Below are 13,166 nucleotides of genomic sequence, written 5' to 3' on the forward strand. Positions count from 1 at the left end.
ACCCCCACCTAACCTCCCCCGCTCTCAGCGGACCTACGGTCCGCCTGCCGCGTCAGCACAAAGCATAGCTTTGTGCGAGAGCTGGGCGAGGGAGGGACTGCCGCCACTCTCCCGCCTCAGCACCTGCCCCCTCCCCCGCCCAGCGGGGGAGGGTTGGGGTGGGGGTCTAACGCTTCCAAATTAAACACTTACTCCCAAGGCGCACCCCATGATCATCGCCCAGATCACCGACACCCACATCAAGCCGCAAGGCCGCCTCGCCTACCGCCGCGTCGACACCGCGCCCTTCCTGGAGCGCGCGGTCGCCGCGGTCCTGGCGCTCACCCCGCGCCCCGACGTGATCCTCGCCACCGGCGACCTCGTCGATGCCGGCCATGCGGAGGAGTATGAGCGGCTGCTCGGCCTGCTGCGCCCGCTCGACATGCCGCTGTTCGCCGTGCCCGGCAACCATGACGAACGCACCGGGCTGGCCGAAGCCTTTCCCGACCTCAAGGCCCGCGTCGGCGACAGCCGTTTCTTCCACTACACGGTGGAGGACTGGCCGGTGCGGCTGATCGCCATGGACACCGTCCTGCCCGGTTCCGGCGCGGGAGAGGTCTGTGCCGAGCGGCTCTGCTGGCTCGACGCGCGGCTGGCGGAGCAGCCGGAGCGGCCGACCATCGTCTTCCAGCACCATCCGCCCTTCGCCACCGGTATCGGCCATATGGACCGGCTGGGCTTGAACGGCGCCGACGCGATGGCCGACGTGGTCCGCCGCCATCGCCAAGTGGAGCGGGTGCTGTGCGGCCATCTGCATCGGCCGATCCAGGTGCGCTGGGCCGGCACCATCGCCTCCACCGCGCCGTCGACCGCGCATCAGGTGGCGCTCGACCTGCGCGACGACGCGCCGTCCGCCTTCGTGATGGAACCGCCGGGCTATCAGATCCACATGTGGCGCGCCGACACCGGCGTGGTCAGCCACACCGCCGTGATCGGCGACTATGACGGCCCCTATCCCTTCTTCAAGGACGGAAAGCTGATCGACTGACTGGGTCATTCGACCGGCCGTCACATGCCTGTCACGGGCTTGGGCTAAGACACAGCTCACCGCCGATCCAACGGAGACGACAGAGATGAAGGCGTTCCTCACCACCCTCGCCACGGTGCTGACGCTGGCGCTCGGCCCAGCCGCCGTTTCCCAGGCCGCGCAGGCGGACGGCGCCACCGGCAAGCTGGTGCTCTACACCTCGCAGCTGGAGCCGGACGCCCGCCAGACGGTGGAGGCCTTCAAGGCGAAGAACCCCGGTGTCGAGGTCGAGTGGATCCGCAACGGCACCACCGAGCTGATGAACAAGCTGCGGGCCGAGTTCACTGCCGGGGCGCCGCAACCCGACCTGCTGCTGATCGCCGACGCGGTGACGATGGAATCGCTGAAGGCGGAGAAGCGGCTGCAGCCCTACGAGGGTGCTCCGGTGGCCGGCTACCGCCCGGGCACGCATGACGCGCAGGGCTATTGGTTCGGCACCAAGCTGATCACCACCGGCATCGTCTACAACACCGCGGCGCCGATGAAGCCGACCTCCTGGCAGGATCTGCTGAAACCGGAGGCCAAGGGCACGACGGTGATGCCGAGCCCGCTCTATTCCGGCGCCGCCGCCATCCACATGGCGTCGATCAAGGCGCAGCCGTCGCTCGGCATGGCCTATTACGAGGCGTTGCAGCGCAACGGCACCACCGCGGCAAAGGGCAACGGCGGCATCTTGAAGGATGTGGCCGGCGGGGCGAAGCTCTATGGCATGGTCGTCGATTACCTGCCGATCCGCGAGCATCTGAAGGGCGCCCCCGTCGCCTTCGTCTTCCCCACGGAGGGCGTCAGCGCGGTCAGCGAGCCGGTGGCGATCCTCAGCACCGCGAAGAACCCGGCGGCGGCCAAGGCCTTCATCGACTTCCTGCTGAGCCGCGAGGGGCAGGAGCTGGCCTCGGCCCAGGGCTTCCTGCCGGCGCTGCCAGGGGTGACACCGCCGGCGGGCTTCCCCAATCCGGCGACGATCACCCTGCTGCCCTTCGACCCTGCCAAGGCGCTGGCCGAGGACGACGCCAACAAACGCGCCTTCGCCGACCTGTTCGGCGGGTGAGTGGGTTGGTGCGGACCGAGACGGATCCCCTCTCCCCCCCGGGGAGAGGGTTAGGGTGAGGGGGACGCGTTGCGAGGACTTTCAAGAATCGCGCACGTGGACCCTCCTGGGAAAATCCACGCCATGCATCCCCCTCACCCCGACCCTCTCCCCGGGGGGGAGAGGGGGATCGCCTCGGGTAGTCGAACGGTGGGGAAAGGCGCGTTCCCCACCCTCCCCGGCTGGCCCCTGCTCATCGGCCTGCTCGTCCTGCTCCCGGTCCTGCGCCTCCTATGGGAGGCCGGCGACGCGGCGGTGCTCGCGCGCGTGGCCGACTCCCCCGCGACTTGGCGGGCCACCACGAACAGCATCGCCATCGCGGCCGGCGCCACGCTGACCGCAGCGCTGATCGGCGGGCCGTTCGCCCTGCTGGTCGGGCTGACGAACCTGCGCGCCCGCACCGCGATGACCTTCGCCCTGATCCTGCCGCTGATGATTCCGCCGCAGATCGTGGCGATGGCCTGGACGCATCTGGCCGGGTCGGGCAGTCCGATCCTGAAGCCGCTCGGCCTTGCCCCGCCGGTCGGAACGGCGAACCCGGTGCAGTCGGCGGCCGGCATGATCCTGGTGATGGGGATCGAGCATGCGCCTCTGGTCTTCCTCGCCCTGCGCGCGGCGTTGCGCGCCATTCCCGGCGATGTGCTGGAGGCGGCGCGGGCGTCGGGGGCCGGGCTGTGGCGGGCGGTGCGAAGCGTGGTGCTGCCGCTCTGCCTGCCGGGGCTGATCGCGGGTCTGGCGATGGCCTTCGTCGCCGCGCTGGGGAATTTCGGGGTGCCGGCTCTGCTGGGCGTGCCGGCGGGCATTCCGATGCTGCCGACGCTGATCTACCGGCGGCTGGCCGGCTTCGGGCCGTCTGCCCTGCCGGAGGTGGCGGTGCTGGCCGCCCTGATCGGCATCGTCGCCTGCCTCGGCATCGCCACCCAGACCATCCTGCAGGCCCGCATCTCCAGCCGCCTGCCCGGCGGCGCCCGGTCGATGGCGCCGGTGGCGCTCGGCTCCGCCCGTGTGGCGGTGGAGGGGCTTGCCTGGGGCGTGCTGGCGCTGATGGTCGCGGCGCCGCTGACGGCGCTGCTGGCGACCAGCCTCGTCAGCGTCTATGGCCTGCCGATCGGTTTCGGCACGCTGACGCTGGCCCATTACCGCGAGGTGCTGGCGCTCGATCAGGTCGGACGGGCCTTCGTCAATTCGGTGCTGCTGTCGGGATCGGCGGCGCTGCTGCTCGCCCTGCTGGCGGTGCCGCTGGCCCATGCCATGGCGCTGGGCGGAGGGACCGGACGGATCGCGCGGGCGGTCGGTGTGCTGGTGGAGTTGCCGCACGCCGTGCCGGGGGTGGTGCTGGGCATCGGCTGCATCCTGCTGTTCCTGAAGCCGCTGCCGGGGCTGGGCGTCAGCCTCTACGGCACGCTGTGGATCATCCTGGCGGCCTATCTGGTCCGCTTCCTGCCGCTGGCGCTGCGGCCGGTGCAGGCGGCTTGCGCCGCGCTCGACCCGACGGTGGAGGAGGCCGCCCGCGCGTTGGGCGCCGGCCCGCTGCGGCGGCTGGTGACGGTGGTGGCGCCGCTGGTTGCCCCGGCTGCTGCCGCCGGCGGGCTGCTGGTCTTCCTGACCGCATTCAACGAGCTGACCGTCTCCATCCTGCTATGGTCGCAGGGGCGGGAGACGCTGGGCGTCGTCGTCTATGCGCTGGAGGAAGGCGGCAGCCCGACGCTGGGTGCCGCCCTCGGCGTCATCGCCATCCTGGTGGTGCTGGCGGCGATGATCGCCGCCGGGCTGCTGGGCCGCCGACTGCCGCCGGGCGTGGTGCCCTGGCGGAATTAAAATTAAGGGGGCGGGGGTGAGATCTCAGGCCGGCAGTCCCGCCGCCTTGCGCACCGCTTCCAGCACCGTCAGCACGTCGCGTGCCTGCTCGGCCGTCACCGGCGGCGGGGCGCCGTCGAGGATGGATGCCGCCACGCCGCGGTAGAAGGCGGGATAGTCGCCGGGGATGGTCTCGACCCGCCGCTCCGTGCCGTCGGCCTGGACCAGCAGGGCGAAATTCTCCGGATCGTCGCCGCCCCAGCCGGCTTCGGTCGGCAGGCGGCCGGCGCGCAGGGCCGCCTCCTGCCCGTCCATGCCATGCTTGAGGAAGCTGCCGCGGTCGCCATGCAGCTGGAAGCGCGGACCCGGCCGGCAGACCACCGTGCCGCAATGCAGGATCGCCCGCATGCGCCCATAGCCGAGCACGATGTGGAACCAGTCGTCGACCTGCGCGTCCGGCCGCTGGGATCCCACATCGGCGAGGATGCGATCGGGCATGCCGAACAGGGTCAGCGCCTGATCGATCAGATGGGCGCCGAGGTCGAACAGCACGCCCGACCCGGCCAGCGTCTGCTCGCGCCAGCCCTGCTTGATCTGCGGGCGGAAGCGGTCGAAATGCGCCTCGTAATGATAGGGGCGGCCGACCTCGCCCTTGTCCAGGCAGGCGCGCAGGGTCAGGAAGTCGTTGTCCCACCGCCGGTTGTGGAAGACGGTCAGCAGCCGGCCCTGCCGTTTGGCGAGGTCGATCAGCTCGTCGGCTTCGGCGGCGGTGGTCGCCATCGGCTTGTCGATCACCACATGCTTGCCGGCCAGCAGAGCCTCGCGGGCCAGGGGGGCGTGGCTGGTGTTGGGGGTGGCGATCACCACGAGGTCGATGCTTGGGTCGGCGATCACCGCGTCCGCCGTCGTCGCAACCGCCTCCGGTGCTGCACGGCGGATGTCGTCGGTGCGCGAACTGGCGATTGCCGTCAGGCGCAGGCGCGGCTCACATTGGATCAGCGGCGCGTGGAACACCGACCCGGCAAGGCCGAAACCCAGCAGGCCGACCGACAGGCTCTTCATCGTCGCACAAACTCCTATTCACATTGCCAGCGCGTCAACGCCCTCTCCCGCTCCGGGAGAGGGCATTCATCACGGCGCCCAGCAGACCATGGTGTCGACCCCGCCCCGGCGCAACAGGGCGCGCACCGGCATCGCGTCTTCCGGCCCTGCCGCGCGGGCCTGTTCCAGCACCGCGCGCTTGGCGCCGCCGGTGATCAGCACGACGATGCGCCGGCTGTCGAGCAGGCGCGGCAGGGTCAGCGTCATGCGCGGATGCGGCGCGGTGGGGGAGCGCATCGCCCGGCAGGGTGCGGTTCCTTCCCACGCAGAGGCGAGGGCCGGCGCATCGGGGAACAGCGAAGCGACATGCCCGTCCTCCCCCATGCCGGTCACCATCAGGTCGAACGGTCCGTCGAGGACGCGCAAAGCCTCGGCGCAGGCGGCCTCCCCCTCCTCCGGCGTCTTGGCGCCGGTGTAAAGCGGGATGAAGCGGATGGCGGGAGCGGCGGCCAGCAGCGTTGCGTGCAGGGTGGAGGCGTTGCTGTCCGGGCTGTCGGGCGGCAGCCAGCGGTCGTCCACCAGCGTCGCCGTCACCCGGCTCCAATCCACATCGCGCCGGCCGAGCGCCGTCAGGAACGGCGTCGGCGTCCGCCCGCCCGGCAGCGCCATGGTGGCCCGCCCGCGCGCCGCGATGGCGGCGGTCAGCAGGGCCGCCGTCTCGTCGGCCAGCGTCTCGGCAAGGTCCTGGGCATCGCGGAACACACGAAGGCGCGCGGTCATGATGGAAGCTCCCCGATAAGTCTTGTTCGTTGGCGCAGACCATAATCCGCCCGCCACGCATGTGCGCGCGCATCTGTGTAACAGCCACGTAACAACGTGGGCTCCGGGAAAGCGCCGCGTTACCAAATTGTCCGCCCCGCGCATCATCGGCGGCGTACAGTGACCGCCAAGCGAACGACCGCCGGGCGAGACCTCATCCGGGTGGTCCAACAGCAACCCGTCACGGGAGGGAACCGACATGCGCGACCTGCATCCGTGTGCAGCGCCGGCACAAATGCTGCCGAGCATCTCACCATGACCATGCAGACCCCATCCTATCGGCCGGCCCCCGGAGAAGATGCCGGGACCGTCGTCAGCAGCGCCGCTCCGCCGCGGGCGACCGGGCTGCGCGCGGTGGCGCAGCGACATCTGTCGAAGCTGGTGGTTGCCCCGTCCTTCGCGGCGATCCTGCTGTTCGTCTACGGCTTCATCGCCTGGACGGTCTATATCAGCTTCACCAATTCGAAGATGCTGCCGTCCTACGATCTGGTCGGCGCCGACGCCTTCTCCAAGCTTTGGCGGATCGAGCGCTGGTACGTCGCCATCGAGAATCTGCTGATCTTCGGCGGGCTGTTCATCGGCATCAGCCTGATCGTCGGCATCCTGCTGGCGGTGCTGCTCGACCAGCGCATCCGCGGCGAAGGGGCGTTGCGCACCATCTATCTCTACCCGATGGCGCTCAGCTTCATCGTCACCGGCACCGCCTGGAAATGGATTCTCAATCCCGGTATCGGCATCCAGCAATTCGTGCGCGACCTGGGATTCCCCGGCTTCACCTTCGACTGGATCGTGCAGCAGGACACCGCCGTCTACACGCTGGTGATCGCCGCGGTCTGGCAAAGCTCCGGCTTCGTGATGGCACTGTTCCTGGCGGCGCTGCGCGGCGTCGATCAGGAGATCATCAAGGCGGCCTATCTCGACGGCGCCAGCCTGCCGCGCATCTATTGGGGCATCGTCCTGCCGTCGGTCCGGCCGGTGTTCATGAGCGCCTTCGTCATCCTCGCCCACCTCGCGGTCAAGAGCTACGACCTCGTGGTGGCGCTGACCGGCGGCGGTCCCGGCTATGCCTCCGACCTGCCGGCGACCTTCATGTACGAGATGACCTTCCGCCGCAACCAGATCGCCATCGGTTCGGCCAGCGCGCTGATGATGCTGGCGACCGTGGTGGCGATCATCGTGCCCTACCTCTATTCCGAACTGAAGGGAGGCAAGCGTGTCTAGCCTGACCTCCGCCCTGCCGCCGGCGCAGGGCACCGGCGCGCGCATCGCCCGCTGGGGCCTGTACCTGATCCTCCTGCTGTTCGCGGCCTATTACCTGCTGCCGCTGCTGCTGATGATCACCACCTCGTTCAAGAGCCCGGAGGAGATCCGCACCGGGTCGCTGCTGTCGCTGCCGCGCGACTTCAGCCTGGATGCCTGGAGCTATGCCTGGAACCGCGCCTGCATCGGCGCCGATTGCCGCGGCATGGCACCCTATTTCCTCAACTCCATCGTCATCGTCGTGCCGGCGGTCGTCATCTCCACCATCTTCGGGGCGTTGAACGGCTATGCCCTGACCAAGTGGCGGTTCCGCGGCGCCAACATTGTGTTCGGCATGATCCTGTTCGGCAGCTTCCTGCCGTCGCAGGTGATCCTGCTGCCGATGGCGCAGACGCTGGGCTTCCTCGGGCTGGCCGGCAGCGCCGGCGGGCTGATCCTGGTGCATGTGGTGTACGGCCTCGCCTTCACCACGCTGTTCTTCCGCAATTACTACGTCAGCATCCCCGACGATCTGGTGAAGGCCGCGACCATCGACGGCGCCGGCTTCTTCCAGATCTTCACCAAGATCATGCTGCCGCTGTCGCTGCCGATCCTGGTGGTGACGATCATCTGGCAGTTCACCCAGATCTGGAACGACTTCCTGTTCGGGGCGTCCTTCGCGGCGGGCGGCGCCCAGCCGGTGACGGTCGCGCTGAACAACCTCGTCAACACCACCACCGGCGTGAAGCAGTACAACGTCGACATGGCGGCGGCGATGATCGCCGGCCTGCCCACCCTCGTCGTCTATGTGCTTGCCGGGAAATACTTCATCCGCGGTCTGACCGCCGGCTCCGTCAAGGGGTGATCTTCCGATGGCGACTCTCAGCATCAACAACGTCCGCAAGCAGTATGGCAGCGTCGAGGTCCTGAAGGGCATCGACCTGGACCTGACGGACGGCGAATTCCTCGTCCTGCTCGGTCCGTCGGGCTGCGGGAAATCCACCCTGCTCAACATGATCGCCGGCCTGGAGACGATCAGCGCCGGCGAGATCCGCATCGACCAGCGCGTGGTCAACGAGGTCCATCCCAAGGACCGCGACATCGCCATGGTGTTCCAGTCCTACGCGCTCTATCCCAACATGACGGTGGCGCGGAACATCGGCTTCTCGCTGGAGATGCGCGGGCAGTCGAAGACCGAGCGCGACGGCGCCATCCGCCGCGTCGCCCGGCTGCTGCAGATCGAGCATCTGCTGGACCGCAAGCCGGCGCAGTTGTCGGGCGGCCAGCGCCAGCGCGTCGCCATGGGCCGCGCCCTGGTCCGCGACCCCAAGGTCTTCCTGTTCGACGAGCCCCTGTCCAACCTGGACGCCAAGCTGCGCGTCGACATGCGCACCGAGATCAAGAAGCTGCACCAGCGGCTCGGCACCACCGTGGTCTACGTCACCCACGACCAGATCGAGGCGATGACGCTGGCCAGCCGCATCGCCATCATGAAGGAGGGCGTTGTCCAGCAGTTCGCTCCGCCGCAGGAGGTCTACGAGCGGCCGGCCAACATGTATGTGGCGAGCTTCATCGGCTCCCCCACCATGAACTTCGTGCGCGGCACGCTGTCGGCCGAGGGCGACCGGCTGGGCGTCAGCGTCGGGCGCGAGCGCAGCGGCTTCCTGCCGCTGTTCCAGGCGCCGGAGCAGGCCGGCAATTGGCTGGGCCAGGAGGTGATCCTGGGCATCCGTCCGGAGGCCATCACCTGCCACGACCCGGCGATCGCAGCCGGCAACCCGGCGCTGGTGAAGGTCGCCTGCGGCGTCAACGTGCTGGAGCCGACCGGCGCCGACACCATCACCTATGTCGAGCTGAACGGCCACGAGGTGGTCGCCCGCATCAAGCCGAGCGACCGGGTGGCGGAGGGCGAAACCGCCGACTTCATGATCGACATGGCGCGGGCGAACCTGTTCGATCCGAAAACTGAACAGCGGATCTGAATGGCGATAGATCCCCTCTCCCCCCGGGGAGAGGGAGGGGACCCGCGCCGCAGGCGTGGGGAGGGTGAGGGGTAAGGCAAGGATCAAAAATCCATGTCTGGATCACCCCTCACCCTTCCCATGCTCCGCATGGGCCCCTTCCCTCTCCCGGGGCGGGAGAGGGCTTTTTTACCCGACCAGCGTGATTTCCAGCGCCGTTGACGGTTGACAAGCCGGCTCAATCCGCCAGCGAGGCGGGGGCCGGCCGTGGTCTGCCGTCGGGCAGGACCCGTTCCGATATGGGGAATGCGCTGATGAACTTCACCATCAATGGGCAAAGCGTCGAGGTCGAAGCGGACATCCGCAGCTCGCTGCTCGACCTCCTCCGCAACAGCCTGGGATTCACCGGGACCAAGAAAGGCTGCGATCAGGGCGCCTGCGGCGCCTGCACCGTACTGGTCGACGGCGAACGCATCAATTCCTGCTTGGCGCTGGCGGTCCAATATCAGGGCCGCAACATCACCACCGTCGAAGGGCTGGGCAGCGACGGTACCCTGCATCCGCTGCAGCAGGCCTTCGTCGAGCATGACGGCTTCCAGTGCGGCTATTGCACGCCCGGCCAGCTCTGTTCCGCCGTCGCCATGGCGCGCGAGATCGAACGCAACATCCCGAGCGTCGTTACCGCCGACCTGTCGGCGGACAGCGTCGCCATCGACGAGACCGAACTGCGCGAACGCATGAGCGGCAATCTCTGCCGCTGCGGCGCCTACAACGGCATCATCGAGGCCATCTCCGAAACGCTGGTCAAGACGCAGGAGGGGGCACGGGCATGAACCCCTTCACCTATGAACGGGCTTCCGACGCCTCCGCCGCCATCGAACTGGCCAAGGGCAACGCCGCGGCGCGTTATCTCGGTGGCGGCACCAATCTGATCGATCTGATGCGCGAAACGGTCGAGCGGCCGGAGATGCTGGTCGATGTCACCGGCCTGCCGCGCACGATCGAGCCGCGCGCCGACGGCGGTCTGCTGATCGGGGCGGCGGCGACCAACACCGCGCTGGCCGCCGATGGCCATGTGCGCAAGCATTACCCGCTCCTCACCCGCGCGATCCTTGCCGGGGCCAGCGCCCAGATCCGCAACATGGCGACGGTCGGCGGCAACATCCTGCAACGCACGCGCTGCCGCTACTTCTATGACAATGTTGCGGCCTGCAACAAACGGCAGCCGGGGTCCGGCTGCGACGCGCGCGACGGCTTCAACCGATACCACGCCATCCTCGGCGCGTCGCCGGCCTGCGTCGCCACCCATCCGTCCGACATGTGCGTGGCGCTCGCCGCGCTCGACGCCACGGTGCATCTGGAGGGTCCGGCGGGGCCGCGCAGCATCCCACTGATCGACCTGCACCGCCTGCCCGGCGACCGGCCGGACATCGAGACCGAACTGAAGCCGGGAGAACTGATCACCGCGGTCGAGATCCCAGCCCTGCCCTTCGCCCACCGCTCCACCTACCGCAAGGTCCGCGACCGCGCGAGCTACGCCTTTGCCCTGGTTTCGGTCGCCGCCGCCCTCGACATCGACAATGACGAGACGGTGCGCGACGTGCGGCTGGCGCTCGGCGGTGTCGCCCACAAGCCGTGGCGGGCCTCGGCGGCCGAAGCGGCGCTGAAGGGCCGGCCGGCCAGCCCGGAGAGCTTCCGTGCCGCGGCGGAGGCGGAACTGGCCGCCGCGACCGGGCTTCGCGACAACGCCTTCAAGATCGAGCTGGCGAAGCGGACGATCGTCGCCGTCCTCGGCGAACTGACGGGAGACGACGCATGAGCATGCAATCCGATTCCGCGAACACCCGGCCCGGCCGCTGGCAGCCGGCAGTCACGCAGGATCCGATGCTGCACAAGCATGGGGCACTGGGGCAGCCGGTCTCGCGCATCGACGGGCCGCTGAAGGTGCAGGGCAAGGCTCAATTCGCCGCGGAGTTTCCTTATGAGGGCCTGTGCTACGCGGCGCTCGCCTTCAGCACCATTGCGCGCGGGCGGATCACGGCGCTCGATACCGCGGCGGCCGAAGCGGCGCCCGGCGTCGTGCTGGTCATGACCCACCGCAACGCGCCGCGGATGAAGGCGCCGTCCCTGATGATGTCGTCGCCGACCGCCGCCGGGGCGAGCGACCTGCCGGTCATGCAGGATGACGAGATCCATTGGAACGGCCAGCCCATCGCCGTCGTCCTGGCCGAGACTCAGGAGCAGGCCGACCATGCCGCCTCGCTGGTGACGGCCGACTATGCGCCGCTGCCGGCCGTGACCTCCTTCGACGAGGCGAAGAAGACGCCGCGCCAGCTGGACAACATCCTGGGCCAGCCACCGGTGGTCGAGATCGGCGATGCCGAGGCCGCCCTGAAAGCCGCCGCGGTGCAGGTCGACCAGATCTACCGGACGCCGCGGCACAACCACAATGCCATCGAGCTGCACGCCGCGACCGTGGCCTGGAGCGGCGACGAGCTGAGGGTGCATGACGCCAGCCAGCTTCTCGACCTGACGGCGGGGCAGCTGGCCGACATCTTCGGCCTGGCGCCCGACAAGGTCCGCGTCTCCTCCCCCTTCGTCGGCGGCGGTTTCGGCGGCAAATGCCTGTGGGACCACCAGATCCTCGCCTGCGCCGCCGCCAAGCTCGCCGGCCGGCCGGTGCGCATCATGCTGTCGCGCGAGGGGGTGTTCCGCATCGTCGGCGGCCGGACGCTGACGGAGCAGCGGGTGGCGCTGGGCGCCGGCGCCGACGGCCGACTTGACGCGCTGATCCACATCGGCATCGTGGCGATGACCACCCACAACTCCTGTCCGGAGCAGTTCACCTTCCCGGCCCGCCACCTCTATGCCGCCAAGTCCATCCGGCTGGCCCAGGAGGTCGCCGACATGGACATGCTTGCGAACACCTTCATGCGGGCGCCCGGCGAGTCCGTCGGCACCTTCGCGCTGGAATGCGCGATTGATGAGCTTGCGGAAAAGCTCGGGCTCGATCCGATCGAACTGCGCCGCCGCATCGAGCCGGACAAGGACCCGACCAGCGGCAAGCCCTTCTCCTCCCGCCACCTGATCGACGCCTATGACAAGGGCGCGGAACGGTTCGGCTGGGACCGCCGCAGCCCGACGCCGCGCGGGCGGCGGGACGGCGAATGGCTGATCGGCATGGGCTGCGCGACGGCAACCTACCCCTACCACCGCTTCCCCGGCGGTGCGGCGCGGATCAGGCTGACAGCCGGCGGGCAGGTCACCGTCTCGACCGCGGTGCACGACATGGGCATGGGCACGGCGACGGCGCAGGTCCAGCACATCGCCGCCCGGCTCGGCGTGCCGCTCGAAAAGGTCAGTTTCGAGTATGGCGACACGACCCTGCCGCGCGGGGTGATCGCCGGCGGATCGACGCAGACGGCTTCGGTCGGCGGCGCCGTCATCGCCGCGGCGGAGGTCTTCGTCGAGGAACTGCTGAAGCTCGCCGGCAACGATTCGCCGCTGGCCGGCCTGTCGCTCGCCGAGGTCGAGACGCGGGACGGCGGCATCGGCCACCGCGACGATGCCGCGCGCTTTGAAAGCTACGAGTCGATCCTGCGGCGGGCGGCCCGCGACGAGCTGGTCTGCGAGGCCGCCGCCCCGCCGCCGGCGGAGATGGAAGCCTTCTCGATGCACTCCTACGGCGCGCAGTTCTGCGAGGTCCGGGTTAGCGAGATCACCGGCGAGGTCCGCGTCTCGCGCTTTCTCGGCTCCTTCGACGCCGGTCGCATCCTGAACGCCAAGACGGCGACGAGCCAGTTCAAGGGCGGCATCATCATGGGGATCGGGCTGGCGCTGACCGAGGAGACCAACTTCGACCCGCGCAGCGGCCGCGTCGTCAACGCCTCGCTCGCCGACTATCACGTGCCGGTGCAGATGGACGTTCCCGCCATCGAGATCCTCTACACCGACATCCCCGACCCGCAGGCGCCGATGGGTGCCCGCGGCATCGGCGAGATCGGCATCACCGGCGTCGGCGCAGCGGTCGCCAACGCCGTCTACAACGCCACCGGCAAGCGCATCCGCGACCTGCCGATCACGCTCGACAAGCTGATGTGATGCTTCGCCGGGTGCGATCTGTGAATTGAATTCACAGGTGATATGGCGGGGGAGG

Annotated in this window: 11 protein-coding genes; 9 read left to right on the forward strand and 2 right to left on the reverse strand. The window is 69.0% G+C overall.

Translation table 11 applies throughout. The features are described 5' to 3' along the window. The first annotated feature begins 208 nt into the window (after positions 1-208). The 3 genes from TSH20_RS29865 (at position 209) to TSH20_RS29875 (ending at position 3,971) form a co-directional block, all read left to right on the forward strand. Positions 209-1,027, forward strand: coding sequence for a phosphodiesterase (locus TSH20_RS29865; protein WP_109157779.1), 819 nt, complete (start codon positions 209-211; stop codon positions 1,025-1,027). Between the two features lie 85 nt (positions 1,028-1,112). Then, a complete protein-coding gene (locus TSH20_RS29870; protein ID WP_109157780.1) occupies positions 1,113-2,114 on the forward strand; it encodes an ABC transporter substrate-binding protein in 1,002 nt (333 codons plus the stop codon). 189 nt (positions 2,115-2,303) lie between these two features. After that, positions 2,304-3,971, forward strand: a complete 1,668-nt coding sequence (locus tag TSH20_RS29875) for an iron ABC transporter permease (protein ID WP_247871733.1) — start codon at positions 2,304-2,306, stop codon at positions 3,969-3,971. Between the two features lie 24 nt (positions 3,972-3,995). On the opposite strand, the gene TSH20_RS29880 is transcribed toward TSH20_RS29875, so the two are convergent. Both TSH20_RS29880 and pgl read right to left on the reverse strand, forming a co-directional pair. After that, positions 3,996-5,012: an oxidoreductase gene (locus TSH20_RS29880; RefSeq protein WP_109157782.1), complete on the reverse strand. Its 1,017-nt coding sequence runs from the start codon at positions 5,010-5,012 to the stop codon at positions 3,996-3,998. A 69-nt stretch (positions 5,013-5,081) separates the two neighbouring features. Continuing rightward, positions 5,082-5,771: a 6-phosphogluconolactonase gene (gene pgl / locus TSH20_RS29885; RefSeq protein ID WP_109157783.1), complete on the reverse strand. Its 690-nt coding sequence runs from the start codon at positions 5,769-5,771 to the stop codon at positions 5,082-5,084. Positions 5,772-6,065: 294 nt separating this feature from the next. On the opposite strand from pgl, the gene TSH20_RS29890 reads away from it, so the two are divergent. The 6 genes from TSH20_RS29890 to TSH20_RS29915 all read left to right on the forward strand — a co-directional run bounded on the left by TSH20_RS29890 (position 6,066) and on the right by TSH20_RS29915 (position 13,111). Beyond that, entirely contained in the window at positions 6,066-7,031 is a 966-nt protein-coding gene (locus tag TSH20_RS29890; RefSeq protein WP_247871734.1) for a sugar ABC transporter permease, read from the forward strand. A 1-nt stretch (position 7,032) separates the two neighbouring features. Further along, positions 7,033-7,914: a carbohydrate ABC transporter permease gene (locus tag TSH20_RS29895; protein WP_247871735.1), complete on the forward strand. Its 882-nt coding sequence runs from the start codon at positions 7,033-7,035 to the stop codon at positions 7,912-7,914. Between the two features lie 7 nt (positions 7,915-7,921). Beyond that, positions 7,922-9,031: a sn-glycerol-3-phosphate ABC transporter ATP-binding protein UgpC gene (gene ugpC, locus TSH20_RS29900; RefSeq protein ID WP_109157785.1), complete on the forward strand. Its 1,110-nt coding sequence runs from the start codon at positions 7,922-7,924 to the stop codon at positions 9,029-9,031. A 293-nt stretch (positions 9,032-9,324) separates the two neighbouring features. Beyond that, positions 9,325-9,843, forward strand: a complete 519-nt coding sequence (locus TSH20_RS29905; protein ID WP_109157788.1) for a 2Fe-2S iron-sulfur cluster-binding protein — start codon at positions 9,325-9,327, stop codon at positions 9,841-9,843. Further along, a complete protein-coding gene (locus TSH20_RS29910; RefSeq protein WP_109157786.1) occupies positions 9,840-10,829 on the forward strand; it encodes a xanthine dehydrogenase family protein subunit M in 990 nt (329 codons plus the stop codon). The genes TSH20_RS29905 and TSH20_RS29910 overlap by 4 nt, the downstream gene beginning before the upstream one ends. After that, positions 10,826-13,111 (forward strand): xanthine dehydrogenase family protein molybdopterin-binding subunit, encoded by a 2,286-nt coding sequence (locus TSH20_RS29915; protein ID WP_199232172.1) that lies wholly within the window; start codon positions 10,826-10,828, stop codon positions 13,109-13,111. The genes TSH20_RS29910 and TSH20_RS29915 overlap by 4 nt, the downstream gene beginning before the upstream one ends. Positions 13,112-13,166: the final 55 nt, after the last annotated feature.

The sequence above is a fragment of the Azospirillum sp. TSH20 genome (genome assembly GCF_003115935.1).
Lineage (GTDB): Bacteria > Pseudomonadota > Alphaproteobacteria > Azospirillales > Azospirillaceae > Azospirillum.